This is a genomic window from Shimia haliotis (assembly GCF_900114415.1).
Lineage (GTDB): Bacteria > Pseudomonadota > Alphaproteobacteria > Rhodobacterales > Rhodobacteraceae > Shimia > Shimia haliotis.
The window spans coordinates 81738-107725 of record NZ_FOSZ01000006.1 but is presented as its reverse complement, the minus strand read 5'-3'; the positions used below and the strand labels follow the sequence as shown (position 1 = coordinate 107725).

Annotated in this window: 27 protein-coding genes; 13 read left to right on the top strand and 14 right to left on the bottom strand. The window is 59.4% G+C overall.

Translation table 11 applies throughout. From position 1 onward, the window contains the following. Positions 1-4 precede the first annotated feature (4 nt). The 4 genes from BM069_RS14580 (at position 5) to BM069_RS14565 (ending at position 5561) form a co-directional block, all read left to right on the top strand. Entirely contained in the window at positions 5-382 is a 378-nt protein-coding gene (locus tag BM069_RS14580) for a hypothetical protein (protein WP_093324770.1), read from the top strand. A gap of 267 nt (positions 383-649) precedes the next feature. Continuing rightward, on the top strand, positions 650-2677 hold the full coding sequence (locus BM069_RS14575) for an NADPH-dependent 2,4-dienoyl-CoA reductase (protein ID WP_093324768.1): 2028 nt from the start codon (positions 650-652) through the stop codon (positions 2675-2677). A gap of 335 nt (positions 2678-3012) precedes the next feature. Continuing rightward, entirely contained in the window at positions 3013-4395 is a 1383-nt protein-coding gene (locus BM069_RS14570; protein WP_093324767.1) for an APC family permease, read from the top strand. Between the two features lie 260 nt (positions 4396-4655). Continuing rightward, complete coding sequence (locus BM069_RS14565) at positions 4656-5561, top strand: LysR family transcriptional regulator (RefSeq protein WP_093324975.1); 906 nt, start codon at positions 4656-4658, stop codon at positions 5559-5561. A gap of 105 nt (positions 5562-5666) precedes the next feature. On the opposite strand, the gene BM069_RS14560 is transcribed toward BM069_RS14565, so the two are convergent. From BM069_RS14560 to BM069_RS14545, 4 genes are read right to left on the bottom strand one after another with little or no spacing between them, the layout of a single operon-like run. Beyond that, positions 5667-6605 (bottom strand): OmpA family protein, encoded by a 939-nt coding sequence (locus BM069_RS14560; RefSeq protein ID WP_093324765.1) that lies wholly within the window; start codon positions 6603-6605, stop codon positions 5667-5669. Then, entirely contained in the window at positions 6605-7177 is a 573-nt protein-coding gene (locus BM069_RS14555; protein WP_093324764.1) for a peroxidase-related enzyme, read from the bottom strand. Before BM069_RS14555 ends, BM069_RS14560 begins: the two co-directional genes overlap by 1 nt. Positions 7178-7189: 12 nt before the next feature. After that, a complete protein-coding gene (locus BM069_RS14550; RefSeq protein ID WP_093324762.1) occupies positions 7190-7918 on the bottom strand; it encodes a GNAT family N-acetyltransferase in 729 nt (242 codons plus the stop codon). Next, complete coding sequence (locus BM069_RS14545) at positions 7915-8634, bottom strand: competence/damage-inducible protein A (protein WP_093324761.1); 720 nt, start codon at positions 8632-8634, stop codon at positions 7915-7917. The genes BM069_RS14550 and BM069_RS14545 overlap by 4 nt, the downstream gene beginning before the upstream one ends. A 60-nt stretch (positions 8635-8694) precedes the next feature. Here BM069_RS14545 and sfsA point away from each other — a divergent pair, with 60 nt between their 5' ends. Continuing rightward, positions 8695-9405, top strand: coding sequence for a DNA/RNA nuclease SfsA (gene sfsA, locus BM069_RS14540; RefSeq protein ID WP_093324759.1), 711 nt, complete (start codon positions 8695-8697; stop codon positions 9403-9405). Positions 9406-9645: 240 nt separating this feature from the next. Then, the gene (gene map / locus BM069_RS14535) at positions 9646-10452 is read left to right on the top strand and encodes a type I methionyl aminopeptidase (protein ID WP_093324758.1); all 807 of its coding nucleotides are present in this window, start codon (positions 9646-9648) and stop codon (positions 10450-10452) included. 127 nt (positions 10453-10579) lie between these two features. Here the strand turns inward: map and rsmD are convergent, their stop codons facing one another. Together rsmD and BM069_RS14525 are read right to left on the bottom strand one after the other, a co-directional pair. After that, positions 10580-11143, bottom strand: coding sequence for a 16S rRNA (guanine(966)-N(2))-methyltransferase RsmD (gene rsmD, locus BM069_RS14530; protein WP_093324756.1), 564 nt, complete (start codon positions 11141-11143; stop codon positions 10580-10582). 9 nt (positions 11144-11152) lie between these two features. Then, complete coding sequence (locus BM069_RS14525) at positions 11153-12361, bottom strand: NAD(P)/FAD-dependent oxidoreductase (RefSeq protein WP_093324755.1); 1209 nt, start codon at positions 12359-12361, stop codon at positions 11153-11155. Positions 12362-12447: 86 nt separating this feature from the next. On the opposite strand from BM069_RS14525, the gene BM069_RS14520 reads away from it, so the two are divergent. Beyond that, positions 12448-12936 (top strand): peroxiredoxin, encoded by a 489-nt coding sequence (locus BM069_RS14520; RefSeq protein ID WP_093324753.1) that lies wholly within the window; start codon positions 12448-12450, stop codon positions 12934-12936. Between the two features lie 30 nt (positions 12937-12966). On the opposite strand, the gene BM069_RS14515 is transcribed toward BM069_RS14520, so the two are convergent. From BM069_RS14515 to BM069_RS14490, 6 genes are all read right to left on the bottom strand, one after another. Continuing rightward, positions 12967-13269: a 4a-hydroxytetrahydrobiopterin dehydratase gene (locus tag BM069_RS14515; RefSeq protein WP_093324752.1), complete on the bottom strand. Its 303-nt coding sequence runs from the start codon at positions 13267-13269 to the stop codon at positions 12967-12969. After that, positions 13266-14453, bottom strand: coding sequence for a GNAT family N-acetyltransferase (locus BM069_RS14510; protein WP_093324750.1), 1188 nt, complete (start codon positions 14451-14453; stop codon positions 13266-13268). Before BM069_RS14510 ends, BM069_RS14515 begins: the two co-directional genes overlap by 4 nt. Positions 14454-14517: 64 nt before the next feature. After that, positions 14518-15288 carry a glycerophosphodiester phosphodiesterase family protein gene (locus BM069_RS14505; RefSeq protein ID WP_093324748.1) on the bottom strand — a complete coding sequence of 257 codons (771 nt, stop codon included), beginning with the start codon at positions 15286-15288 and terminating at the stop codon, positions 14518-14520. 10 nt (positions 15289-15298) lie between these two features. Beyond that, entirely contained in the window at positions 15299-15760 is a 462-nt protein-coding gene (locus tag BM069_RS14500; RefSeq protein ID WP_093324747.1) for a RidA family protein, read from the bottom strand. Positions 15761-15874: 114 nt separating this feature from the next. Then, on the bottom strand, positions 15875-17179 hold the full coding sequence (locus tag BM069_RS14495) for an HlyD family type I secretion periplasmic adaptor subunit (RefSeq protein ID WP_093324745.1): 1305 nt from the start codon (positions 17177-17179) through the stop codon (positions 15875-15877). Continuing rightward, on the bottom strand, positions 17176-18909 hold the full coding sequence (locus BM069_RS14490) for a type I secretion system permease/ATPase (protein ID WP_093324744.1): 1734 nt from the start codon (positions 18907-18909) through the stop codon (positions 17176-17178). Before BM069_RS14490 ends, BM069_RS14495 begins: the two co-directional genes overlap by 4 nt. Before the next feature lie 272 nt (positions 18910-19181). Between BM069_RS14490 and BM069_RS14485 the strand changes: the two genes are divergently transcribed. Beyond that, the gene (locus BM069_RS14485; RefSeq protein WP_244503632.1) at positions 19182-19865 is read left to right on the top strand and encodes an MlaA family lipoprotein; all 684 of its coding nucleotides are present in this window, start codon (positions 19182-19184) and stop codon (positions 19863-19865) included. Beyond that, positions 19852-20454 (top strand): MlaC/ttg2D family ABC transporter substrate-binding protein, encoded by a 603-nt coding sequence (locus tag BM069_RS14480; protein WP_093324742.1) that lies wholly within the window; start codon positions 19852-19854, stop codon positions 20452-20454. The genes BM069_RS14485 and BM069_RS14480 overlap by 14 nt, the downstream gene beginning before the upstream one ends. A gap of 82 nt (positions 20455-20536) precedes the next feature. Here BM069_RS14480 and BM069_RS14475 read toward each other — a convergent pair whose 3' ends face one another. Further along, positions 20537-22693, bottom strand: coding sequence for a transglycosylase domain-containing protein (locus tag BM069_RS14475; RefSeq protein ID WP_093324741.1), 2157 nt, complete (start codon positions 22691-22693; stop codon positions 20537-20539). A gap of 258 nt (positions 22694-22951) precedes the next feature. Between BM069_RS14475 and BM069_RS14470 the strand changes: the two genes are divergently transcribed. Together BM069_RS14470 and BM069_RS14465 are read left to right on the top strand one after the other, a co-directional pair. After that, positions 22952-23290 (top strand): P-II family nitrogen regulator, encoded by a 339-nt coding sequence (locus BM069_RS14470; protein WP_058238401.1) that lies wholly within the window; start codon positions 22952-22954, stop codon positions 23288-23290. A gap of 25 nt (positions 23291-23315) precedes the next feature. Next, complete coding sequence (locus tag BM069_RS14465; RefSeq protein WP_093324739.1) at positions 23316-24632, top strand: ammonium transporter; 1317 nt, start codon at positions 23316-23318, stop codon at positions 24630-24632. A 150-nt stretch (positions 24633-24782) separates the two neighbouring features. Here the strand turns inward: BM069_RS14465 and BM069_RS14460 are convergent, their stop codons facing one another. Next, positions 24783-25097: a hypothetical protein gene (locus BM069_RS14460; protein ID WP_093324738.1), complete on the bottom strand. Its 315-nt coding sequence runs from the start codon at positions 25095-25097 to the stop codon at positions 24783-24785. A gap of 212 nt (positions 25098-25309) precedes the next feature. Between BM069_RS14460 and hemP the strand changes: the two genes are divergently transcribed. Both hemP and BM069_RS14450 read left to right on the top strand, forming a co-directional pair. Then, positions 25310-25468, top strand: coding sequence for a hemin uptake protein HemP (gene hemP / locus BM069_RS14455; RefSeq protein ID WP_093324737.1), 159 nt, complete (start codon positions 25310-25312; stop codon positions 25466-25468). Next, positions 25465-25941 (top strand): hypothetical protein, encoded by a 477-nt coding sequence (locus BM069_RS14450; protein ID WP_093324735.1) that lies wholly within the window; start codon positions 25465-25467, stop codon positions 25939-25941. The genes hemP and BM069_RS14450 overlap by 4 nt, the downstream gene beginning before the upstream one ends. Positions 25942-25988: the final 47 nt, after the last annotated feature.

Sequence of the window (25988 nt, the reverse complement as noted above, 5' to 3'; positions counted from 1 at the left end):
AATTATGACCCAACTGATCCTGACCAAGACGCGGCTGTTTGAAGGCACATGGGAAGGCGTTCTAAGCTATGAAGACGGCGCTGGCCCCGAACCCTCGGTCGAAGTGACCTATCTCGAACGGCCCGTCACCGGTGTCTCGCTGAAAGCCGCCACCGACGATGGCACATGGGCGCTGCACATTCCGCTGCCAACCGAAGCGCTGTCGGACGGCACCCACACGATCCTGATCGAAAACGCCACCACCGGCGACCGTCTGGACAAGATCACCTTCATCGCAGGCGAAGCGCTGGCCGACGACCTGCGCGCCGAGATTGACCTTTTGCGTGCCGAGCTGGACATGCTCAAACGCGCCTTCCGCCGCCATTGCGTCGAAACCATGTAGGGCGAGCAACGCGCGCAACCTTAACCACGGGTGGGCGCAATTTTGGCACCGACGCAATACCGACACGATACCGACGTAACGCCGACAGCGGTTTCCGGCTGAGAACCAGCAGGTTAGCCGCGATTCGGAATATGCGGCGGTTTCCCGTCGTGACGCTGGGTCTCATGACGCGGCGTTGCAGGTGACAGGCGACCTGCTTTACGTTTTGGTAAACGGCAAAATCTCTGCCCGCTGTCTGGCGCGGCACAGGATTCTGAGGAGACATCCATGACCCAATACCCGCATATGCTGGCCCCGCTCGACCTTGGTTTTACCACGCTGAAGAACCGCGTTCTGATGGGCTCGATGCACACCGGCCTTGAAGAAACCAAAGACTGGAACCGTGTGGCAGAATTCTACGGCGAGCGCGCCCGCGGCGGCGTTGGCCTGATTGTCACCGGCGGCATGGCCCCCTCCAAAGAAGGCGGCGTCTTCCCCGGCGCGGCGGGCCTGTTCAACGATCAGGACATCGCCAACCACAAAATCATCACCGACCGCGTCCACGAGGGTGGCGGCAAGATCGCCATGCAAATCCTGCACGCAGGCCGCTATGCCTATGGCCCCGAATGTGTGTCAGCCTCTGCGATCAAATCCCCGATCTCTCCCTTCCCACCCAAAGAGCTGGACGAAGAGGGCATCGAGAAACAAATTCAGGACTTTATCACAGCCACCGTGCGCGCCCGCGAAGCTGGTTATGACGGTGTCGAGATCATGGGCTCGGAAGGCTACTTCCTCAACCAGTTCATCGTCACCCACACCAACAAACGCACCGATCGCTGGGGCGGCTCTTACGAAAACCGCATCCGCCTGCCGATCGAAGTCGTGCGCCGCTGTCGCGAGGCTGTGGGCGAGGACTTTATCATCATCTATCGGCTGTCGATGATCGATCTCGTGCCCAACGGCTCCACCCACGAAGAAGTGGTGCAGCTCGCACAGGAAATCGAGAAAGCTGGCGCGACCATCATCAACACCGGCATCGGCTGGCACGAGGCCCGCGTGCCGACCATCGCCACCTCCGTGCCGCGCCGTGCCTTTGCATGGGTCACGAAAAAACTGATGGGCAAAGTTGGCATTCCGGTGATCACCTCCAACCGCATCAACACGCCCGAAGTGGCAGAAGAGGTTTTGGCCGAAGGCTGCGCCGACATGATCTCCATGGCGCGCCCCTTCCTTGCCGACGCCGACTTTGTGAACAAAGCGGCTGAGGGCAAGGGCAACCAGATCGCACCATGTATTGGCTGTAACCAAGCCTGCCTTGATCACACATTCGGCGGCAAGCTGACGTCGTGCCTTGTGAACCCGCGCGCCTGTCATGAAACAGATCTGCCTATTCTGGCCGCAGACGACATCAAATCCATCGCCGTCATCGGTGCTGGCCCCGCGGGCCTGTCCGCCGCGATGACCGCCGCCCAGCGCGGCCACAAGGTCACGCTTATCGACCGCGCCGACAAACTTGGCGGCCAGCTCAACGTGGCCAAACAGATCCCCGGCAAGGAAGAATTCTGGGGCCTCGTGGATTGGTACGAGGTGATGATCGCCGACCTTGGCATCGAGGTGAAACTCAACACCGAGGCCACCGCGAACAACCTTGCCGGCTATGACGAAGTCATCATCGCCACCGGCATCGTACCGCGTGATCCGGGCATTCCCGGTCAGGACCGCCCCGAGGTGCTGTCCTACCTCGACGTGCTGCGCGACAAGAAACCTGTCGGCAAGAAAGTCGCGGTCATCGGCGCAGGTGGCATCGGTTTTGATGTCTCCGAGTTCCTCGTACACGAAGGCGAAAGCCTGACCGAAAACCTGCCCGCGTGGATGGTCGAGTGGGGCGTCACCGACCCCGAAACGCACCGCGGCGGTCTGGCACCCGAAGGCCCGCAACCCCATGCCGCAGCGCGCGAGGTCGTCCTGATGCAGCGCAAGGCCAAAGCCCTTGGCAAAGGTCTGGGCAAAACCACCGGCTGGATTCACCGCGCAGCTCTCAAGATGAAGAACGTCGAGATGCTTGGCGGTGTGAACTACGAAAAGATCGACGACGACGGTCTGCACATCTCCTTTGGCGAAGCCCGTGAAAACCCGCGTGTGCTGGATGTGGACAACGTGGTGATCTGCGCCGGACAGATCAGCGATCGCTCGCTGGCTGACGCGTTGGAGTCGGAAGGCGTGACCTGTCATGTGATCGGCGGCGCTGATGTGGCCGCAGAGCTCGACGCCAAACGCGCGATCAACCAAGGCACCCGCCTCGCCGCAGCCCTCTAAGACACCCGACAATTTAGCGCCCGCCACTCCGGTTCGGTCTCCGACCAGAGTGGCGGGCGTTGCTAATTCCGCCTGCCTGTAACAATCGTTTGGCCAAACGACATCCGGCACCCAAACGAGCCTCCCTGCAAGCCACAAATCCGCCGCTTAGTCATTGATTGAAATCAAAAAATGCCGGCCATGACTCTCGTACTTTAGACGACTTTTTCCTTTGGTCGCAAACCGCAAACCTTTGGCGGGTAGCAACATTTGAGCCTCTGTTGCACCACCTTACCCTCGCGCCTATTCGCAGAGTCGGAAAGGATTCTCCTGTGTCAGAGAAAAAATCAGTAAGCATGACTGGCATTTTGCTGGTCGCCGTAAGCTCGATCCTTGTGATCGATACGGTCGCAGCATCCGCCATGATTGGCCCTTCAGCCATCGGATGGTGGCTTTTGTTCTTCTTCGTGTTCTTCTTACCCTATGGATTGGTCACAGCCGAACTTGGGACAACTTACAAAGACGAGGGCGCCATCGTAGATTGGGTGCACCGCGCATTCGGTCGCGACGCCGCAGCCCGTACCTCCTGGCTCTACTGGGTGAACTATTCCCTCTGGGTTCCGGCTGTCTATTATATGTTCGCGATCATCTCAGCACAGTTGATCGGCATTGAACTCAGCTCTTTCGCGATCGCAATCTTCGCCACCGCGATGACTTGGCTGACATCCTATATCGCCACCTTTGATGTCGAACGCTTGACGTGGATCGCCTCCCTCGGCGCGATCTTCAAATCCGCGATCATGCTCATTCTTGGTGTGGGTGGTCTTTACGTTGGCTTCACCAACGGCTTCGCAAACCCCTTTACCATCTGGGACACCTTGCCTTCCTTTGCCGACGGCGGCACTTACCTACCCGTTATCATCTTCAACGTGATGGGCTTTGAAATCATCGCCGGTGCGGCTTCGACATTCAAAGACCCCGAACGCGACATCCCCAAGGCCACTGTGCTTGGCGGTATTCTGATCACTTTCTTTTACCTGCTGGCGTCCCTCGGCATCCTTGCGGTCATTCCGCTGGCCGAAATCTCCGACAGCTCGGGTGTGATCGACGCGTTCGAACTGGTGTTTGGCACATCCGGAGGCGCGCAGATCCTTGTCTACGTGGTCGGCATTATGGTGCTCTATACACTGGTTTCCAACGTTGTGACCTGGGCGATGGGCGTGAACCAGACTGTTGTCTACTCCGCCAAACAGGGCCTTATGCCAAAAATGTTTGAGGGCGTTTCCCAAAAGACAGGCATGCCAACCACCGCTTCCTGGGCCAACGCCTGGATGGGAACAGCCACCATGGTCGCCTATCTGGTGATGGTAGGTGTCACCGGCAACGAAGACCTCTTCTGGAACGTCTTCTCGCTTGGCGCGATCGGTCTGCTGGCATCTTATGTCATGATGTTCCCAGCTTTCCTGAAACTGCGTCTGTCCGACAAAGAGACTGTGCGCGGCTACACCATTCCAGGTGGCACGCCAGTTGCGATCTTTTGTTCGGTAGTACCTACCCTTATCCTTCTGTGTGGTCTGGTGTTCTTCTTCTGGGTACCTGGCTTCCCGATGGACATGGAATACTTCTACACCGTCGGCACCGGTCTTCTGATTGCAATGATCGGTGGAGAGTTCCTCATCGCCAAGGCCAAAAGCGAACACCGTGAGGCCGCCGACCACAAATCCGTCGCTGCTGCATAAGGCACCGCCAAATGGCAGTCTGCCATTGGACAGGCTGGCAACACTCCTGGGAAGAGCCCCGCAACAGGGGGGCTCTTTCCCGTTTTTCACTATGGCGTTGAGCGCTCCCCACACCGTTTCCGCGCCGCACGCGACTGTTTCTCTGTTTCCTTGCTGCAAACGATCCCTAACAAAATCCAGATATTGTCTGCCCTTTGCCCTCATCCTGCCTGATTTCACCGCCATTCATTGTGTCCAAGGATGAACAAGAGGACGAGCAGATGGATCGCCTGACGGAAATGGAAGCTTTTGCCACCGTGGTGGATCAGGGCGGATTTACGGATGCAGCCAAGAAGATGGGCATCTCGAAATCGGCCGTATCCAAACACGTCTCAAGCCTCGAGGCACGCCTTGGAGCACGCCTTTTGAATCGCACAACACGCCGTGTAAGCCCGACCGAGATCGGTCTGGCCTACTACGACCGCGCCCGCCGCGTGCTCAATGACGCAGGAGAGGCCGACGCCCTTGTCACCTCTATGCAGTCTGCACCTTCCGGGCTGCTGCGCATTTCGGTCGCGACAGACTTCGGTGTGAACCACCTGTCGCCGGTTCTGGGCGAATTCCTCAGCGAATTCCCCGAAATCACCGTCAACATGGTGCTCAACAACCGCTACGTAGAACTGATTTCCGAAGGGTTCGACATGGCGATCCGCATTGGAGAGCTGGAAGACAGCACCCTGCGCGCCCGCAAGTTGACTGACACCACCAAACGCATGATCGCGTCGCCCGCCTATTTCGAGAAATATGGCCGCCCCGAGAAGATCGACGATCTGAACGACCACAAACTCCTGCACTATTCCAGCCAGTCCAACGGCGCTGTCTGGAAACTGACTGCACCTTCCGGTGAAAAACGTCAGGTCCGCACCGCCGGCTGGCTTTCGGTAAATGACGGGCAATCCCTGTTGAACGCAGCTGTGGCCGGTCTCGGCATCGCCTACCTGCCGAGCTTCCTTTATGCCGATGCGCTGGAGCAAGGTCTGGTCGAGGACGCGATCCCCGATCTGCCGATGGAAACCCAAGGCATCTATGCGGTCTATCCACCCGGCCGCTTCACCCAGCCCAAAGTGCGCGCCTTTATCGACTTCCTCGTGCACGCGTTTGCTGAAAAAGGCCCAAGCGCCTGGTAACACCTTTTCCCTGGCTTTCGTAAAGAGAGCATCCTGCGACCCGGGTTCTGCATGACCCGGGTCTTTTTTTGTGAAAAACATGCACTTTGAGCTTACAGTGCGCAATTATTGGGTGTTCAAAAGCACCGCTTCAACACGCCGATTTGCGGCCCGTCCTGCCTCTGTCAGGTTCGACGCCACAGGCGCGAGAAATCCCACGCCGTGTGCATCAAGCTGCCCCGCGTCCACACCATGCGCCTCGATTAGACGCAGCATCACGGCAGCGGCTCTTTTGCGCGACAGGTCAGTGTTGACGTCCAATCCGCCAACGGCATCCGTGTGCCCGACCAGCGCCACACGTCGCGCTCCGTCAGCCTTCAAAAACGCCGCCAAGGCCTGCAACGACGCAAATGGCCCTGCGCCAAGACGGGAGGATCCGGTTTCAAACTCCAAATCCCTGAGGGTCTGGTAACCGGCCTGCTCAAAAGCTGTCAGATCGGCGGGCGCTACCGGTACACTTTCGGCGCCAGCCTCTGATGCGGGCCGCAACTGCGGTCGCTGCCGGATCACGGCCTCAGAGGGGCCAACATCAATCACCTGCACCATGCCGGCTTCCGCCGTGCGGCTGACCAGAACCCCCACAGCCTCCAACCCCACATCTGTTGGCTTCATCGCCGACAGAAACACAAAATCGGACAGATCAACAAACATATCCGGCGGCAGCAGAACCTCGGTCTCAAACCGGAAATCAAACCCGCCACAGGCTTCGGCATCGCAGGAAAACACGATGTCAAAGTCTTGCTCTGACAATTGCGCCGCCAGCTTGGATGCCACGCTGGCCGTGCTGTCAAACCCGCTGGCAATCCGCCAACTGCGCCGTCGCACTTCCCCCGTTACCCGATCGACCGGCAATCCGCCTGCCTCAAAGGCACCGGTCGGCAACGCATACACACGCTGTTCCTTCGCCTCATTGGCCAGCATTTGAGCGCCATCCGGCAATTCCGGTTCAAATGCCGCCACAGGCAAGCCAGCGCAAAGCGCAAGACCTATGACGGCGGCGCGCATCACCGTGCCAGCGCGTGATATTCATCGTTCGGGCGCATGTCCGTGGCCGAAGCCACGCGGTTGGACATGTTATAAAACCCTGCCACATTGGCGATGTCCCAGATGTCGCGTTCGCTGAATCCGACATCACGCAGGCCCTGCCGGTCAGCTTCCACAATCGTGTAGCTCGCCATGGTCATCTTCTCGGAAAACATCAGCATCGCTGTCTGGCGCGCATCCAGATCGGCCACCCGCCAGTTCATCACCATCATCTCACCCAGCATCGGATCACCCGACAGCTGCCGCACCGCTGCACCATGGGCGACAAGGCAATAAAAACACTTGTTGATTGAACTCACCGCCACGGCGATCATCTCGCGCTCAAGCTTGCTCAGTCCGCTCTCGCCCAGCATCAGATCATTGTAGAGAGCCGTGAAGGCATTCAACTTTTCAACATGGATCGCATAGGCCTGCAGAACGTTGGGCACCATGCCCAGCTTTTCCTGACAAATCTCGAAATAGCGCTGCGTTTCCGGCGGCAGCGGGTCCGCCATCGGAATGTCCAATGCGGTTGGCTTGCGATCTGCTGACATGAATTCTCCCCCTCAATCGGTGTTCTTTTGTCTATAGTGATACTGTCCCACAACCGTCATGCCGAGGGAAGCGTAGAGCCCGTTCGCGCCTGCATTATCCTGCGTACAGATGACAGACAAAGTATGCCCGCCCTGCTCCAGAACCCAAAAGGCTGCGCGCCGCATCAGAAAGCGACCGACTCCCTGACGGCGCTGATGCGGCAGGATTTCCACCGCATGAACCATGCCGATGCCATTGTGCATCGCCATAAACGACGTGCCCGCAGGTTGATCATTCCACCGCGACACAAAACCCGTTTTCGCACCTTGCGCCCGCTTCATGACATCAATCCGCGCAGAACCGATGCCACCTTTGGCCCAGATTTCTTCCATGATCCTGAGCGGCTCCCAGCCGGGGATCGCCGCCGTGCGCGGCGGACGTTCGGTCGCAATGTCCGCCGCATTCGCAGCATAGACATTCACCGGATCCACCACCTCATAACCCCGCGCCGCAAGCGCGGCATCAAGAACGTCATCACCCTCTTTGATCATGAACAACCGCGATTGACCCAAGGCCAGCATTGCCGCTTCCGCCGTTTCCAGATCCGCCTCAGCAAAAGCACCATCCACCGTCGCCGCACTCACCCGTTTGCCGCCGCCCTGCCCGTTGCGAATGGTGACAGGACCAACTGCACTAATCTCGGCGGGCGGCCATGTGGCCTCACAGACTTCATAAAGCGTCTGAATGTCCGGCAGGCTCATGCAAATATCCCCGCAAGTTTGGTGATCGCCGCGTCCACCCGAGCACCATCGGTGCCGCGAATGACGATATTGGCCCCATAGGCCCCGTTTTTCTGAAACGGATACGACCCGATCGACAGGTCATCAAACTCTGCCGCCAATTCTGCCAGAGGTCCCGCAATGTCGCCTTCGCCACGATCAATGCGCAAACTCTGGCTCAACAAAGGTGCCCCGCCAGTCAACGTCGGCAAAACGCTCGCCACCATGGCCTGAAACACCGACGGCACCCCCGCCATCACATGCACGTTTTCCACCGTAAACCCCGGCGCCACCGACACCGGATTGTCGATCAACGTGGCGTGCTCGGGAATACGCGCCATGCGCTGGCGCGCGGCATTGAACTCCTGCCCACTGGCGTCATAGTGCGCCTGCAAAAGCGCCGCCGCATCCGCACGCACATCAATGCTCTGACCAAACGCTTCGGCCACACAATCCGCTGTGATGTCGTCATGGGTCGGGCCAATCCCGCCAGAGGTAAACACCGTATCATAGGCACCGCTCAGCGCCCGCAAGGCCGCCACAATCTGGGGCGCCTCATCCGCCACAATCCGTACTTCGGCCAGTGTGATGCCCTGTTTGGTCAACTCGCCCGCAAGAAAATGCATATTGGCATCCCGCGTGCGCCCCGACAGGATTTCATCGCCAATCACCAACATCGCCGCCGTCGGATTTGCCATCGCGCTCACTCCCGTTTCCATCGCTTGCCAGAGGGTCAGCTCATCTATACGTCTGAGGCCATGCGATTTTCCACCCCCCTCGTGCCCGCCGTGCTGATCCGCCGCTACAAACGCTTCCTTGCGGATGCCCGCCTTGAGGATGGCACCGAGATCACCGCCCATTGCGCCAATCCGGGCTCGATGCTGGGGCTTAAGGAACCGGGCATGAAAATCTGGCTGGAGCCCAATGATGACCCCAAGAAAAAGCTGAAATTCGGCTGGCGCCTGGTAGATCACGAAAACGGCCACTTTACCGGCGTCGACACATCCGTGCCCAACCGCGCCCTGAAGTCGGCACTGCTCGCACACAAAGTCGCGGCACTCGCCGACTACCCGATGGTCCGCCCCGAAGTGAAATACGGCGAAAACAGCCGCATCGACTTCCTGCTCACAGCCGAGGGCAAACCGGACCTCTACGTCGAGGTCAAATCCGTGACTCTGTCCCGCCAAGAGGGCCTCGCCGAATTCCCCGACAGCGTCACAGCGCGCGGGACCAAACACCTGACAGAGCTGCAAAACATGGTCGCCGAGGGCCACCGCGCCATAATGCTCTACCTCGTGCAGCGCACCGACGCCGAACGGGTCACGCTCGCCGACGACATCGACCCCACCTACGCCGCCGCCTTTGATGCGGCCATTGCTGCAGGGGTCGAGGTCATGGCGATTGGCTGCAACATCACGCCCGAAGCGATCACCGTCGGCGATCCCCTGCCGTTCACGCGCAAGCCCTAATCACGCGCTCCCGCCCCATTGATGTCACAGCAAGCTGCGCCAAAATGCGTTGGGCTACGCTCAAACCTGCCGGTTTGAGCCTCAAAGCGCCCCGCCTCTTCCTATTGCCAAAAACACCTTGGGGGAGGCGCGAGCCCGCTCGCGGCGGGGGCAAAGCCCCCAAAACACGCTCCCCTCTGGTTCTTTGCGTCGCAAGCGCTTAAATAGCCCCCCAACACAGGTTTTCTCGGAGCAGAACACATGATCGGCAAGGCCCGCCAAACCAAGGACGGCATCCGCATCCACGACCCATCAGACAGCGCCGGCATGTACGCCGCCGGTGCGCTCACCGCGCGTATTCTGGATGACATCGCCGAGCACGTGTTCCCCGGCCAGACCACTGGCGAAATCGATCGTCTGATTGAAGAGATGGTCGACAACGCCGGCGCCAAATCCGCGACCATCGGCTATCGCGGCTATGAACACGCCAGCTGCATCTCCGTAAACCATGTGGTGTGTCATGGCATTCCGGGTGACAAGAAACTCAAGGATGGCGACATTCTCAACATCGACGTGACCGTCATTGTCGATGGCTGGTTTGGCGACAGCAGCCGCATGTATGTGGCAGGCAAGCTGAACCGCAAGGCCGAGCGTCTCATTCAGGTGACGCACGACAGCCTGATGAAGGGCATCGAAGCCGTAAAACCAGGCAACACCTTTGGCGACATCGGACACGCGATCCAAACCTATGCCGAAGGTCACCGCATGTCCGTGGTGCGCGACTTCTGCGGTCACGGTCTCGGTCAGGTCTTTCACAGTCCGCCCAACGTGCTGCACTACGGCCGTCCGGGCACCGGTGCCGTGCTGGAGGAAGGCATGTTCTTCACCATCGAGCCGATGATCAATCTGGGCCGTCCGGAAACCAAAGTGCTCGCAGACGACTGGACAGCCGTGACGCGGGACAAGTCCCTGTCGGCGCAATTTGAGCACTCCATCGGTGTGACGGCGGACGGGTTCGAAATCTTCACGCTTTCACCCAGCGGAAAATTCCACCCGACCTACGGCTGAACCGGCGTCAACCCAAGCGCTGCAGCCACCTGTTTCATGTAAAAAACCGCGGCTCCGAGCCAATCTCGGCGGGGCTGGCCTGCTGCCCACCAGCACGCTTTCACAGTCCAAAATGATCAAATCCGCCTCACTCAGACGGCTCCAGAAAGGTCACATGCGTGTCGCCATAGCGCCGCTGATCCAACAGATCGAACCCGATCGGAGCCTGCTGCGGGCCGCTTTCCTCCCAGACAATCAACGCATTGTCCGCAACCCAACCGCCTTTGACAGCCGCCGCCAAGGCCTTTTCGCCCAGCGCCTTGCCATAGGGAGGGTCCAGAAAAATCAGGTCAAACGGCGCCTCGCCATTGGCGGGCAAACGCGTCGCATCCGCCGCCACAACCCGCGTGCGATCCTTGGTGCGCGTGATGCGGATGTTCTCGCGGATCAGCTGGCCTGATTTGCGTCCGTCATCGACAAAACACACCTGCTCGGCCCCGCGCGACAGGGCCTCAAGCCCCAAAGCGCCGGTGCCTGCAAACAGATCAAGCGCCCGCGCGCCGTCTATCGGATCGCCAAACTTGCCGCCCTGCAAAACGTTGAACAAACTCTCGCGCACGCGGTCCGTGGTGGGCCGCAAATGCGCCCCCGCGTCGCCCTTGCCCACGCTGGCCAAGGCAATGCCGCGAAACTCTCCGGCAATGATCCGCATCGCGGCTCCTTACATGCGCATCAGCGCTTTCATGTCGGTCTCAGGGTCGGCAATAGCGCTTGGCGCCGGGGATTTGCCCCCCTCAATCAGCCGCTTGCCGATCATATAATCGCGCGGTGCATTCATCGCATCCACCGCCAGCAACCTTTCGCCGCGGTAATACCAGAACGACACCGAACCACCATCGCCATCACGGCGCACAACACTGTCATATCCGGTGTTCAGACCGGCAATCTGCAACTTCACATCATACTGATCCGACCAGAACCATGGCTTGGCAACATAATCTTTGCCCGCCCCCATAATGTTCTCAGCCACCACTTCGGCCTGATCAATCGCATTGGGCACGCTTTCCAGACGGATGCGCTCACCCTGATACGGGAAAGACGCGCAATCACCCGCCGCCCAGATCGCGGCATCCGAGGTGCGGCCCTGCGCATCCGTGGCGATGCCGTTCTCAAGCGTCACACCTGCCATCTCCGCCAACGCCGTTGCCGGTGCAATACCAACCCCGACGATGACAAAATCCACGTCCAAGGCGCGTCCGTCGGTCAAAACGGCACCCGACACACGGCCCTCTCCAGTCAGATGGTCCAGCCCAACGCCTTCGACAATCTCAACGCCATGCCCGCCATGCAGATCACGGAAGTAATCGCTGGTCTCCGGCGCCGCAACACGTTGCAAAATCCGGTCCGCCATCTCGACCAGCGTGACCTTCAGTCCCTTGGAGGCCGCAACCGCCGCCGCCTCAAGCCCGATATAGCCGCCCCCCACGATCAACACGCTTTTGCCTTCGGCAAACTCCGGCGCCATCGCATCGGCGTCCGCCAGATCGCGCACCAGATAGACGCCATCCAGATCGCCACCAATCGCAGCAGGCAGCCGGTGCGGCACCGACCCTGTGGTCAGAACCAGATGGTCATAGCTCAGACGCTCGTCGCCGATCGCGACTGTCTTTGCGCCCGCATCAATGCCGGTCACTTCGGTGCCCATGCGCAGGGCTATATTCTGGTCCGCGTAAAAACTCTCAGGCCGTAGGAACAAGCGCTCCAATTCCATCTCGCCGAGCAGGTATTTCTTGGACAGGGGCGGGCGCTGATACGGCGGCACTGGCTCGGCCCCGATCAACGTGATGTCACCCTCAAAGCCCCCGTTGCGCAGCTTGGCAACACAAGACGATCCGGCCTGTCCGGCCCCGATCACAACAACATGCGTCACGTCACTCTCCTCGAATTGATTTGCGCCAACCGAAGGGGAGCCTATATCGCGGTCTCAGGGAAACGCAATGAGAGAGACAGACAACCATGACGATTTCAATCGGTGAAAATCTGCCTGCGGGCAGCCTCATGACAATTGGCGAATCCGGACCTGAGCCGGTCGCACTGGAGCACCTGACCAAGGGGCGCAAAGTGGTGATCTTCGGCCTACCTGGTGCCTTCACCGGAACTTGCTCGACCGCCCACCTGCCCAGCTTCATGCGTACCGTGGGCGACTTCAAAGCCAAGGGCGTGGACGAAATCATCTGCTTGTCGGTCAACGACCCCTTTGTAATGGACGCATGGGACAAAGCCCACGGCGCATCCGAGGCTGGCGTCACCATGCTGGCAGATCCGGTTGGTGATCTGACTGTGGCCATGGGGCTTGAATTCAATGCACCGGCAATTGGCTTCGTGAACCGCTCCCGCCGCTACTCCGCGCTCGTCGAAGATGGTGTCCTCAAAGTTCTGAACGAAGAAGAGGCGCCAGGAACCTGCGAAATTTCCGCCGGTGAAACGCTTTTGGCGCAAATCTGAATCATTCAGGTGCGCGGGCCTACCGCGCACCTACCCCTGACCGGCCAGCACATCCATCTTGCGCGCCAGCTTGGCATCCAGCGAGGACACCCCGCCAACATCATGCGTGCTTAGAACCACTTCGACGGTCTTGTAGACATTGCTCCATTCCGGATGGTGGTTCCACTTCTCCGCCCATAACGCCGCCTGCGTCATCCAGCCAAACGCCTCAACAAAATTGCCAAACTGAAACGTCTTGTGGATCGCGTCGCGCCCGTCGACCATTTCCCAGCCGCTCTCAAACAACGGCCCCAGAACCGCATCCCGCGCGGCAGCACTCAACACTTCCGTCATTCGTGATCCTCCTGTGGTTCATTGCGAAACGGACCCCAACCGGTCAGCACTTCAATCTCTTCGCTCACCGCTGCCCGCTCCGCCTCCAGATAATTCGCAACCGCCTCGCGAAATCCCGCATCCCTGATCCAGTGCAGCGAATGGGTCTCGACCGGCAGATACCCCCGCGCGAGCTTATGTTCACCCTGCGCGCCTGCCTCTACCGTCCCCAATCCATTGGCAATCGCAAAATCTATCGCCTGATAATAGCACAGTTCGAAATGCAAACAGGCGTGATGTTCGACACAGCCCCAGTACCGACCATAAAGCGTGTCTCGCCCGATCATGTTCATCGCACCGGCAATCGGCACGCCGGCCCGCACCGCGAACACCATGAGAATGTCGTCCCTCAGGGCGTCATGCGCAATATCAAAGAACCCGCGCGTCAGGTAAGGCGAGCCCCATTTGCGGGCACCCGTGTCCTGATAGAACCGCCACATCGCGTCCCAATGGGCGGGCTGAATGTCTTCGCCAGTGACGGCAACAATCTCGCCTCCGAACCCCTGCGCCTGTGCCCGTTCTTTGCGGATGTTCTTGCGCTTGCGTGAACTCAACGCGTCTAAAAAACCGCCAAAATCCGCATACGCGTCATTCACCCAATGAAACTGCTGCCCCGTGCGGTGCAGCAACCCCATTTCGCGCCCCGCTTCGGCCTCCGACGCGCTGCAAAAGGTAATATGCGCACCCGACAATTCATTGTCCGCCGCCACCTGCACCATGCCCTGCACAAGCGCCGCCTGTCCTGCTGCCTCAAACCCTGGCCGCGTCAGAAACCGCCGGCCAGTAACCGGCGAAAACGGCACCGCGACCTGCAATTTCGGGTAATACCGCCCGCCAGCGGTCTCATAGGCATGGGCCCAGTTGTGGTCGAACACATATTCGCCCTGTGAATGCGACTTGGCATATAGCGGCGCCACCGCGATCAAATGCCCCTCGGACTTGGCCGTCAGATACCGCGGCTGCCATCCTGTTCCCGGCCCCACCGATCCGCTCTCTTCAAGCGCGCTGAGAAACCGGTGCGTGGTGAACGGATCATTTGGGCGGCCACCGTTTGCCGCCTCAGGGCACGCGCAGGCGTCCCACATCTCGAGCGGGATCGACGCCAACGACGTATGTAATTCGATTTCGATCTGTCCGCCGTCCATCAGCGCCCTCCCTGCCCTGTTACTATCTGGCAAGTCATACGCCCGCTTCAAGCACGCGGATGGATCATGTAGCTGACTTTGCCGCGAGGTAGCCCTCAAAGGTCACGTTTTCGGCAACCCTGCGGGCCTCGGCTTCCTGCTCGGGCGACCTGATGGTCCAGCAAAACACATGCGCGCCACCTGCTTTCAGAGCAGCCACACGATCACGGCCCAAATCACTGGCCTGATGGCTGATAAAGCTGGCCCCGACGCGGTCATAATCCGGCACCTCGCGCAAATGGTCCCGCACTTCGGGCTTCAAAAGCAGCCAGTCGTCTTCGGAATATCCGTCCGTCACGATACCTCTTGGCACATCCGGTGCAAATTCGGCCATCTTGGCCACGCTGTGCGGGTTGAACGACATGAATGCCAACGGGCCGTCGTATCCGGCCACATCCCGCGCGGCGGCCTCTTCCAACGGGCCGACATTGGGGCCCATGATCCCGTCCTGATCTTTGATCTCAACGAGCAGAGGAACGCGCCCTGCGACCAGCTTCAAAACCTCGGCAAACGTCGGAATGCCTTCCGCCCCGCCCAAAAGCGGTATCTCGCCAAGCTCCGCTGCCGTGCGTTGCCGCACCGCCCCTTTGGCATCGGCCAGCCGCTCCAACTGATAGTCGTGAAAACACATGGCAACGCCATCAGACGACAGTTGCAGGTCAATCTCGATGCCATAGCCATAGTCGATCGCCGCGCGGATCGCCGCGCGGCTGTTTTCCGGACGCCCGTCCGTCACATCGTGCAAGGCCCGATGCGCCAAAGGCGTGCTGACAAAACGGGGGTCCAGTTTGCTCATATCGCAGGCCTTACTTGATCTGGAAGATACCTTCGATCTCCACGGCCACACCCAGCGGCAGCGCACCGGCGGAAACCGCAGACCGCGAATGACGGCCCTTATCGCCGAGCGCTTCGACAAGGAAATCGGACGCGCCGTTGATCACTTTGGGCTGTTCGGTGAAGTCGCCGGTCGAGTTGACAAAGCCGGTCAGCTTAACAACGCGCACCAGACGATCCAGATCGCCGCCACATGCCGCTTTGACCGCGGCCAGAAGACCGATCGCACAGGTCCGTGCAGCCGCCGCACCGGCTTCGGTGTCCATGTCCTGACCCAACTTGCCAAGGATCAGACCGTCTGCATTCTGCGAAATCTGGCCAGAGATATAAACGATGTCACCGACCTGCACAAAAGGCACATAGTTTGCCGCGGGCGCCGCAACATCGGGCAGTTTCACACCCAGCTCCGCAAGACGTGTTTCAAGTTCGCTCATTGGTTTCGCTCCCATTTGATAGTCGCCGCGACGCTACTGCCGCCGGCCTCAATTGGAAAGTGCGAAAAATCAAACGACGCGCACCCCACGCACTGGCAGGGTGCAATCCAGCGATCAACTCTCGCGGAAGGCCTTCACGAAATAGTCCGAAAGCGGTTTGATAAGATAGGCCAACGGCGTCCGGTCCTGCGTTTTCAGATAAGCATCCACCGGCATGCCCGGTATCAAAGCCACCTCTGTCGGCAACTTCTCCTCTTCGCCTTCAGCAAGCTCGATTTCCGCCCGATAGAACGACACGCCCGTCGCATCATCTTGAAAAGCATCTGCCGAAATCTGCGTCACCCGCCCGAGTAGTTCCGGCGTCGTGCGCTGGTCAAAGGCCGAGAACCGCAGCGTCACATCCTGTCCCGGAAACACCTGATCCACATGGATCGTCGGCACCTGCGCCGCCACCACCAACGGACGGTCCTGCGGCACGACAAACAATACCGGATCTGCGGGCCGGATCACCGACTGAAGCGCAAAGACCTGCAATCCGTAGACCACTCCGGCAACGGGGGAACGGATGTCCAACCGGTTCAGTCGCGCCAGAATATTCCGGCGTTTTTCGATCAACTCCAACTCGCGATAGCGCAGATCGCGCAGGGTAGAAATCGCCTCCTCACGGCGCGCGGTCTCAAGTTTGAGCTTCTCGATGTCGATCTCCGTGATCCGCACCTCTGCTTGTGCGCGGGTCGCGGTCAACTCACCGACCTGTCCCGCCAAACCGGCTTCTTCTCGCTGCAAGGCCAGCACCCGAGCCGCCTGCGCCAGCCCCTTGTCAAACAATTGCTGCTGGTCCGCCAATTCCTTTTGGATAAGTCCCAACTGAACGCTCAACGCCTCGGTCTGTGCGCCCAACCCGTCCATCTGGTTGCGGATTTGCACCACCTGTTTGTCCAACTGCTCTGTCGCTTGCCGCAAGGTGTCCCGCCGCGCCTCAAAAAGATTGCGTTGACCGTTAACCACACCGGCGACATCGCTGCTGGCCTGTTCCGCCTCCAGCAGATCCGCTTCAAAAGAAATCGCGTCGCTGCCATCCCTCTCCGCCTCAAGGCGTCCGCGCCGCGCCATCATTTCCCAAAGCTGGCCTTCAACAACCGACAGATCCGACCGCAGCAACGTATCGTCGAGCCGAATCAACAACTGATCCGCCTCCACCAGATCGCCCTCATCCACGTTGATCTCGGTGACAATTCCGCCGTCGATGTGTTGAACCACCTGCCGGTTGCGATCCACTTCGACCCGACCAGATGCGATGATCGCGCCCGAAATCTCCGTCGCCACCGACCAGACCCCGAACCCGCCAAGCAAAACGGTCAACGCCAAAACGCCAAAGACCAACGGCCCACGGACGGAAAACTCATGCCGTTGGCTCATTGCACACCTCCCGGACCGGCGCTGCCTTGCACGTCCTGATAGTTTTTCAACACTTCGCGCATCACCTCATCCCGCGGCCCAAAGGCGCGCTTGTGGCCATCTTCCAGCATCAGCAGAAGATCACATTCTTTGATCGCCGCAGGGCGGTGCGCCATAATCAGAACACTGCGCCCGTCGGCCTTGGCCGAGCGGATCGCATTATTGAGCGCATTGGAGCCTTCGTTGTCCAAATTTGAATTCGGCTCATCCAGCACCATAAAAACAGGATCACCATACATCGCCCGCGCCAGACCGATCCGCTGCATCTGTCCGCCCGACAGCCGCCCGCCATGCGCGGCAACCTGCGTGTCATACCCATCCGGCAACTTCAGGATCATCTCATGCGCATCCGCCTTTTTGGCCGCCGCGACCACCTTTTCCGGGTCCGGTTCAGCCGCCAAACGTGCGATGTTCTCTGCGATACTGCCGTCAAACAGTTCTACCCTCTGAGGCAAATATCCGATGTATTGGCCCAACTCGGTCGGGTCGTATTGCTCAAGCGCCGCACCATCGAGGCGCACCTTGCCGCCCGCCGCGCGCCACACACCGGTCAAGGCCCGCGCCAAGGTCGATTTGCCCGCACCGGACGCGCCAATCACGCCAACCGCCTGTCCTGGCTTGAGGTCAAAACTCACCATTCGCAGAGTCGCTTGTGTCTCTCCGGGCGGCAAAACAGTCAATTGCTGCACCTCAAGCCGCGCCGCAGGCACTGGCAATTTCGTGCGCGTCGGCTCTGGTGGCACCTCACTCAGCAACTGCGCAAGGTTGGTCCACCCGCGCCGCGCGGCTTGCACCACCTGCCATTGGTTCACTGCCTGCTCCACCGGAGCCAAGGCACGGCCCAACAGGATCGAGCCCGCGATCATCGCTCCCGGTGTGACCTCGCCTTTCAGCGCGAGATAGGCCCCGAGACCCAACATGGCCGATTGCAAAAACAGGCGGAATGTCTTGGTCACAGACGTAAATCCGCCCCCACGATCCGACGCCGCCAGCGTCGACAGCAACGACTTGTCGCGCGCTGTCTCCCAGCGGTCAAAGGCTGCCTTGCGCATGCCCAGTGCCACGACCATCTCCGCCTCGGACTGCATCTGCGAAGACATCCGGTTGGCCGTGTGACCTGAAATCGCCATATCGGCGGACACTTTGCGCGTCGTCAGCTGGTTGATCACCGTCGCGGCAATCAGAATACCGCCACCCACAGTCGCCAAAAGCCCCAGCCACGGATGGAAAAGCGAAATCCCCACAAGGAAAATCGGGGTCCACGGCATGTCGAAAAAACCCATCAGAACCGGCGAGGTCATCAGCCGCTGAACCGATTCCAAGTCGTTCAATCCGGTCTGTGCATTTTGCGAGCTGCCCAAGGCCGACCGCCGCATCGCCGCGTCAAACACACGCCGGTCCATGCGCGATTGGAACCGCGCCCCGACCCGCGCCATCACACGGCCCCGCACGAAATCCAGAATGCCCATCATGGCAAACAAAAACGTCGCCAAAAGCGCCATCGCAAACAACGTTTCTTCGGATTGACTGCCCAGCACGCGATCATAGACCTGCAACATAAACAGAGGCCCCGTCAGCATCAGCAGGTTTACAAACACACTGAATAACCCGACGGCCCAATAAAGCGACCGGCTTTCTGCCCGTGCGGCACGCAGTTCTTCCAATCCGTTATGCGGCGATCTGGCGCTCATGTGTTAATCCTGCGTCTTCTCTCTTTCAGCGACCACAAAACTGTGGCAATTCTACCCAAGGAGCCGTTACTGTTTCCATTCGGCCACAGGCACAACAGATTCTTTCCGTGCCATTCAGGTCAGCCATTCGTTCTACTAAATGTCTCACAATCAGTTACTAATTGAGAAATACTACGGTGTCATCGCGCGTTAAGCTCAGTTTTACAACGATAATTCGGCCAGCGGCTCTCTGCGCGGCGTTGCTTTTGTCGGCCTGTGGCGGCGCAAATAGCGTGCAAAGGGGGCTGATTTATGACCCACACGAGCAAAACAACCGCGGCACACACGAGTTCAACAAGGCCATAGACCGCGCGCTGCTGTCTCCGGCCTCTTCCGGCTACGGCAATGTGGTGCCGCCGGAAATCCGTGACCGCGTTGGCGACTTTAGCGACCACCTATCTCTGCCCAACGATGTGCTCAACAACACGTTTCAGGGCAATCTGGCGGGCGCCGGAAACAGCGCCGCGCGCTTTGTGATCAACACTGTTGTTGGTTTTGGCGGCTTTGTGGACGTGGCCTCGCTCTTTGGCATGAAACGTCATGACACCGACTTTGGCGAAACCCTGCATGTCTGGGGCGCTGAGGAAGGCCCCTATGTCGAACTGCCGTTCCTCGGACCATCCACCTCACGCGATACGGTGGGTGTTGTGGTCGATATTTTCTTTGACCCGTTCTTCGTCGTGCTGAAGGAACCCACCAGCTATCTCAGCCCCGCCGCCTATGTGGTGAATGCCATGGGCACGCGTTACGACTATCAGGAAACAGTCGACAGCCTGCTTTATGACAGCGCCGACAGCTACGCGCAGGCACGGATTCTTTATTTGCAGAATCGCCGATTCCAACTTGGAATTGATTCTGTCCCCGGTGAAGGTGAAGAAGGTTTTGATCCCTATGACGACCCCTATGACGATTTCTAAGGTTTCCCGCCGCGGCTTTCTTGCATCCGCCGCAGCCTCGCTGGCTGTCCTTGCGACGCCCGCGCTCGCTCTGACCGATGCACAGGCAAAATCGCTGGTGGATCGCGCCGTGGCCGACATCAACAAGGTCATTGCTTCCGGCAAGCCGCTGAATTCAATGATCCGCGATTTCGAAAAGATCTTCTCCAAATATGCCGATGTGAACATCATCGCCCGCTCCGCGCTCGGCCCCGATGCCCGCCGCCTCACCAGCAGCCAGTCCCGCGCCTATACCAAGGCATTTCAAGGCTACATCGCCCGCAAATACGGCAAACGGTTCAACGAATTTGTCGGCGGACAGATCGAGGTCAACGGTGTGCGCAAAGTCAAAAGCTTCCACGAGGTCAAAGGCACCGCGCGTTTGCGTGGTCAGGCCCCGTTCGAAGTCAACTTTCTGGTGTCCGACAAATCCGGCAGCAGCAAGTTTTTTGACATGATCATCGAGGGCATCTCCCTGCGACTGTCCGAAAAAGCCGAGATCGGCGCGATGCTCGACAAAAACAAAGGCGACATCAACGCTTTGATCGCGGAGTTAAAAAAGGCAGGCTAGTCACCGCGCACAAGACAAATGCAAACGGCGCGCCCGACCGGACGCGCCCTTTTGCTTTTTGATCTTGCGGCACCCGGCCCGCTCAGTTTCCGCCAAAGATATCCCGCAGGATCCCGTTCACTACGCCCTCAAGGTTCTGGCCCTGTCGCTGGCGTGTCTGTGGCGCGCGTTGCTGGGGCTTGGGCACAAAGGCGGGCAAAGGCCGCGGCTCGATCCCCTCATGCACCCGCGTCATGGTCTCGCGGAAAATTTCCGCCGGCAAACCGCCCCCAGTGACACCCGTCAACGGCGTGTTGTCGTCATAGCCCATCCAGACCCCCGCGACATATTCATTGGTGAACCCGATGAACCATGCATCTCGCGCGGCCTGTGTGGTGCCGGTTTTGCCCGCCACCTGCCAGCCGTCGATCTTCGCCCGCCCGCCGGTGCCTTCGCTCACGACTTTTTCCATCATCCAAACCAATTCGCGCGACGCGGCGTCTGAAATCACCCGCTCGCCAATGCCGCCGCCTGTGCCCATCAGCGGCTCGTCATCCCCCAAAAGGCGCAGTTCCACCAATCCATAAGGCGTCACCGAAGAGCCACCGTTGAGAATGCCGGCGTAGGCGCCCGTCATTTCAACCAGAGAGCTTTCGGATGCACCCAAAGCCAAAGCAGGCCCCGCCGCCAGATCGCTTTCGATCCCGAACATCTCGGCAACCGTGCGCACATTTTCGCGCCCGGCTTTCTCGCTGACCTTCACCGCAGGAATGTTGAGCGAATTCTGCAGCGCAAAGGCCAGGGTCACTTCGCCATAGTATTTGCCGGTATAGTTCTTGGGGCACCATTCGCCCGATCCGGGGATGGTCTGGCAATAAGGTTCATCCAACACACGGTCATCATAATGCCCACCCCGCTCCAGCGCCGTGGCATAGACAAAGGGTTTGAATGCACTGCCGGTTTGGCGTTTGGCCTGCACCGCGCGGTTAAACGCACCGGACACTTTGGTTTCCCGTCCGCCAACCATCGCCCGCACCGCACCGTCCGCGCTCATCACAACCACAGCCGCCTGCGCCTTGGACCCCTCGCGCACCTTATTCTCAAACACCCAAGCCAACCCGTCCTCGGCTGCCTGCTGAATCCGCCCGTCAAAGGTCGTCTTCAGGATCACATCCTCGGTTGTGTTGCGCGTGAAAAACTCAGGCCCCGTCGACATCACCCAATCGGCAAAATACCCGCCGGCACTTTCCGCCGCCGCATCCGACAACGTCGCCGGATTGTTCTGCCAATAGGCGGTTTCCTCATCCGTCAGATACCGCTGCTCGTTCATCAGCCGCAACACCGTCGCCGCACGATCCTGCGACCGCTTCAGGTTTGCTGTCGGCGCCAATGTCGAAGGCTTTGTCAAAAGCCCCGCCAGCATGGCACTTTCCGCCGGATTGGCATTGGCCGCCGGCTTGCCGAAATAGCGCTGCGTAGCGGCTTCCGCCCCGTAAGCACCGCCACCCATATAGGCGCGGTTCAGATAGACCGACAGGATTTCATCTTTGGTGTATTTGGTCTCCATCGCCATCGCATAGATGGCTTCTTTGATCTTTCGCCAAAGCGAACTCTGGCGACAATCGCGCACATATGCGGCCTCGGTTTCCCAAATATCCGCATCAAACGGCACGCCCAGACACAACAGTTTCGCGGTTTGCTGGGTGATCGTCGATCCACCATGACCCGACAGCGGGCTGCGCCCCTCTTGCACGTTGATCCGGATCGCGCTCGCCACACCGCGTGGGCTCACTCCGATGTGCCGGTAAAACCGTTTGTCTTCGGTCGCCACCACGGCATTCTTCAGATGTTCCGAAATGGTCTCCGCCGTGACCGCGCCGCCGAACTGATCGCCGCGCCACGCAAAAACCTGATCGTCGCGGTCCAGCAAAGTCACAGAGCCGCGGGCCCGACCGTCGAGCAAATCCTCAACCTCCGGCAATGTCATATAGAAATAACTGACAGCCAAACCGATCACGATCCCGACCACCAAACCGATCCGCCACGTGAACGCCCAGATCACACGCCAGATCCAACCAATGATGTTCAGAAAGAATGCAACAATAGGATTGCGCTTTTTGGCGGCCCGTTTCGGCGCGGCGCGCTTGCGTGCGGTCTTCTTGGGGGCAGCCTTGCGTTTCGGCGCAGCTTTCTTGGCTGGCCCCTTGCCATACCGCTTTTCCGCCACCAATGGCGGTTTCTTACGACCTGAATCACTCATTCTGTAGCCCTGCTCGCCACCGTATTTTTGCCCAGCTTAGCCGATCGACCGACCATTGTAGAGCCGTACCCCGCGCCAAAATCGTCCTGATGCCGATTATTTTTTGAGCAAGCCCTCCCATCCGGTGAAATTTTAGGCGCCCAGACTCGAAAAAGCCCGCGAAATTCCACTCAAGCCTTCGTTTTCAGCACCACGACGGGTTTTTCTGCACCTGCAAAGTCGCAGGGGGCGCCCCTGCTCACGACAAAGGGGAACAAGGTGAAACTGATTATTGCAACGATCAAGCCGTTCAAACTGGAGGAGGTCCGCGAGGCGCTGACCGATATCGGTGTTCGCGGCATGATGGTCACTGAAATCAAAGGCTTCGGCTCTCAATCTGGCCACACAGAAATCTACCGCGGCGCGGAATACGCCGTGAACTTCGTGCCAAAGGTCAAACTCGAACTCGTGGTTGCTGCCAACATGGCCGACCAGGTTGTCGAGACCATCACGAAAACCGCTCAGACCGGCAAGATCGGCGACGGCAAAATCTTTGTGCTGGACGTGCAGCAAGCCATTCGCGTGCGCACCGGCGAAACGGATGCAGACGCCATCTAAGGCGTCGCAAGGAAGGAATACACAGATGAAAACCTTTACGAAATATGCCTTGCCCGCCGCGCTGATCGCGCTGCCGAGCCTGGGCTTTGCTGACGAAGCCGCGGCCGCGCCCGACTTCAACGAAATCGGCCCCTACATCATGACCACCCTGCTGTTCCTGATGGGCGGCTTCTTGGTATTCTGGATGGCAGCTGGCTTTGCCATGCTCGAAGCAGGCCTCGTACGTTCCAAGAACGTGACCATGCAGCTGACCAAGAACATGGCGCTCTTCTCCATCGCGGCCATCATGTATTGGCTGGTGGGCTTCAACCTGATGTATCCGGGTGATTTCAACGGCTTCATCGCGTTCAACTTCGTGCCGACCGTGCTGGAGCCTGTGGGCCTCGCAGCCACCGATGCAGCGCTTGACTACGCCTCTGTCGGCTCCGACTTCTTCTTCCAGCTGATGTTTGTAGCCGCAACCGCGTCCATCGTGTCGGGTGCTTTGGCCGAACGCATCAAACTGTGGCCCTTCCTCGCCTTTGTGGTTGTCCTGACCGGCATCCTCTACCCGATCTCCGGCTCCTGGCAGTGGGGCGGCGGCTGGTTGTCTGAACGCGGCTTCTCCGACTTCGCAGGCTCCACCATTGTACACTCCGTAGGTGGCTGGGCAGCGCTCGCCGGTGCCCTCGTGCTCGGCCCGCGTATCGGCAAATACAAAAACGGCCGCACCATCCCGATGCCCGGCTCCAACCTCGCACTCGCCACTCTGGGGACATTCATCCTGTGGCTTGGCTGGTTCGGCTTCAACGGCGGCTCGCAGCTCGCAATGGGCACCGTGGGTGACGTGACCGACGTATCGCGCATCTTCGCCAACACCAACATGGCCGCAGCCGCGGGTGCTGTTGCCGCTCTGATCCTCACACAGGTTCTCTACAAAAAGCCGGACCTGACCATGATCCTGAACGGCGCTCTGGCTGGCCTCGTGTCCATCACCGCTGAACCTCTCGCACCTTCGCTCTTCGGCTCGCTGCTGATTGGTGGTGTCGGTGGTGTCATCGTGGTCTTCACCGTGCCGCTGCTCGACAAGCTCAAGATCGACGACGTTGTTGGTGCCATTCCGGTACACCTCGTGGCTGGCATCTGGGGCACGATCGCCGTGGCCTTCTCCGGCTCAGCCACCATCGGCGCACAGCTGACCGGCATCGTGGCTTACGGCGCCTTCACCTTCGTCGCTTCCCTGATCCTCTGGCTGATCCTCAAAGCTGTCATGGGCATCCGCGTCAGCGAAGAAGACGAGATCAACGGTCTGGACATGTCCGAACTCGGCATGGAAGCCTATCCGGATTTCACCAACGGCTAAGCCTTGGCGACATACTCAAACAAGAAACCCCGGGCTGTAGCGCTCGGGGTTTTTCTTTGTGCCAAAGCCCGCCTTCCGGCAAAAGACAACACCCCCGGGCGTTCCTGCCCGAGGGTGTCGCCGTCCCGTGATCTCTGAAATTGCAGAGGCTCACCCGTATTTCTGCATCACGTTCATTTCCAAACCCAATCGGGTCTGCAAATCCGCGACCAAACGCATCTGCGCGCGGCGCTCTTCCGGCTCAATCAGCCCGCGCAATCGCGCCATCGCCTGAGTCAGCTGCTGCTTCAGCCCAAGCGCCAGCGGCTTGGCCTGCGTTTCATTCATAATCCGGTCGATCACCGCATCACTGGGACGCGTCAAAAATGCCAAGGGCTGCCCTGCGCCCGCGGATGTTGAGTGATCTGTCATCTGCGCCGCCTGCGTCAGCGCCCTTTCAATTGCAGGGTTCATCATTTGTGCCATGGCCCCATTCCGTTGCCGTTTCGAATCTGCTCTGACGCATAGGTAGGGGCCATCCGCTAAAATTTTAGTCAACTCACATAGAACTGGCGGAAAATCACCGATTTTTGACTCCAACTATCAAACTTGATTATCCCGACTATTTCTGTCAGATTACTCGGAAGCGAGCCACCCGCCCTGTCGGGAAGCCAACAAGTGACCCTCAGGAGGCTTCCATGACCATGCAATTTTCCAACCCCGCCCAAACTCCTGCCACCCCTGTGCATGACGCCCAGATTCTGACCGGATCCAACGGATTGGCGCATATTCAGCTCAACGATCAACTCTATACCCTGCGCATCACCCGCGCCGGCAAATTGATCCTGACAAAATGAGCCGCCGACCGCACCCCGGAGCCCGCCGTGTCGGTTGGCTGTCCGACCTTGCCCCCGCTGAACGCATGGCGGTGCGCTGCCTGCGCGCCTGCAATCGCGACGCGGGATCTGACACGCAATTGACGGCCGATCTTGCCATGACGCTGGGACCGGCCCGAGGACGCAACGCCAAAGCAGTCCTTTCAGAACTGCTGGACTGCGCCCGCACATACGGCCGCCGCCCTCTTTGCCGCCACGCCTGCTCCTGCGACTGCCTTGGCGCGGACGAGGCTGTGTTTGCCGCTCTGATCAGCCATGCAATGAACGACGAGCACGAAGAGGCCACTCTTCTGTCCGCTCTGCTTGTGCGCCCCGACATGGCACAGGCCTTTGCCGGTCTCGTCACAGAATTCAGCTTTGCCATGTCCGCCATGGTCCGCAGCGCGGCCGCCCATGTGCCCCAAACCCACGCCCTGCGCGCGGTGGTCCACTAGTCTTCCTTTGCGCGCGTTGCTCTGCGGGCGCGGCACGCCCCCCGACA

Excerpts from the sequence above, each read along its gene's own strand:
- BM069_RS14580 (WP_093324770.1), top strand. The coding sequence starts at position 5 with ATGACCCAACTGATCCTGACCAAGACGCGGCTGTTTGAAGGCACATGG.
- BM069_RS14575 (WP_093324768.1), top strand. The coding sequence starts at position 650 with ATGACCCAATACCCGCATATGCTGGCCCCGCTCGACCTTGGTTTTACC.
- BM069_RS14570 (WP_093324767.1), top strand. The coding sequence starts at position 3,013 with ATGACTGGCATTTTGCTGGTCGCCGTAAGCTCGATCCTTGTGATCGAT.
- BM069_RS14565 (WP_093324975.1), top strand. The coding sequence starts at position 4,656 with ATGGATCGCCTGACGGAAATGGAAGCTTTTGCCACCGTGGTGGATCAG.
- BM069_RS14560 (WP_093324765.1), bottom strand. The coding sequence starts at position 6,605 with ATGCGCGCCGCCGTCATAGGTCTTGCGCTTTGCGCTGGCTTGCCTGTG.
- BM069_RS14555 (WP_093324764.1), bottom strand. The coding sequence starts at position 7,177 with ATGTCAGCAGATCGCAAGCCAACCGCATTGGACATTCCGATGGCGGAC.
- BM069_RS14550 (WP_093324762.1), bottom strand. The coding sequence starts at position 7,918 with ATGAGCCTGCCGGACATTCAGACGCTTTATGAAGTCTGTGAGGCCACA.
- BM069_RS14545 (WP_093324761.1), bottom strand. The coding sequence starts at position 8,634 with ATGGCAAATCCGACGGCGGCGATGTTGGTGATTGGCGATGAAATCCTG.
- sfsA (WP_093324759.1), top strand. The coding sequence starts at position 8,695 with ATGCGATTTTCCACCCCCCTCGTGCCCGCCGTGCTGATCCGCCGCTAC.
- map (WP_093324758.1), top strand. The coding sequence starts at position 9,646 with ATGATCGGCAAGGCCCGCCAAACCAAGGACGGCATCCGCATCCACGAC.
- rsmD (WP_093324756.1), bottom strand. The coding sequence starts at position 11,143 with ATGCGGATCATTGCCGGAGAGTTTCGCGGCATTGCCTTGGCCAGCGTG.
- BM069_RS14520 (WP_093324753.1), top strand. The coding sequence starts at position 12,448 with ATGACGATTTCAATCGGTGAAAATCTGCCTGCGGGCAGCCTCATGACA.
- BM069_RS14515 (WP_093324752.1), bottom strand. The coding sequence starts at position 13,269 with ATGACGGAAGTGTTGAGTGCTGCCGCGCGGGATGCGGTTCTGGGGCCG.
- BM069_RS14510 (WP_093324750.1), bottom strand. The coding sequence starts at position 14,453 with ATGGACGGCGGACAGATCGAAATCGAATTACATACGTCGTTGGCGTCG.
- BM069_RS14505 (WP_093324748.1), bottom strand. The coding sequence starts at position 15,288 with ATGAGCAAACTGGACCCCCGTTTTGTCAGCACGCCTTTGGCGCATCGG.
- BM069_RS14500 (WP_093324747.1), bottom strand. The coding sequence starts at position 15,760 with ATGAGCGAACTTGAAACACGTCTTGCGGAGCTGGGTGTGAAACTGCCC.
- BM069_RS14495 (WP_093324745.1), bottom strand. The coding sequence starts at position 17,179 with ATGAGCCAACGGCATGAGTTTTCCGTCCGTGGGCCGTTGGTCTTTGGC.
- BM069_RS14490 (WP_093324744.1), bottom strand. The coding sequence starts at position 18,909 with ATGAGCGCCAGATCGCCGCATAACGGATTGGAAGAACTGCGTGCCGCA.
- BM069_RS14480 (WP_093324742.1), top strand. The coding sequence starts at position 19,852 with ATGACGATTTCTAAGGTTTCCCGCCGCGGCTTTCTTGCATCCGCCGCA.
- BM069_RS14475 (WP_093324741.1), bottom strand. The coding sequence starts at position 22,693 with ATGAGTGATTCAGGTCGTAAGAAACCGCCATTGGTGGCGGAAAAGCGG.
- BM069_RS14465 (WP_093324739.1), top strand. The coding sequence starts at position 23,316 with ATGAAAACCTTTACGAAATATGCCTTGCCCGCCGCGCTGATCGCGCTG.
- BM069_RS14460 (WP_093324738.1), bottom strand. The coding sequence starts at position 25,097 with ATGGCACAAATGATGAACCCTGCAATTGAAAGGGCGCTGACGCAGGCG.
- hemP (WP_093324737.1), top strand. The coding sequence starts at position 25,310 with ATGACCATGCAATTTTCCAACCCCGCCCAAACTCCTGCCACCCCTGTG.
- BM069_RS14450 (WP_093324735.1), top strand. The coding sequence starts at position 25,465 with ATGAGCCGCCGACCGCACCCCGGAGCCCGCCGTGTCGGTTGGCTGTCC.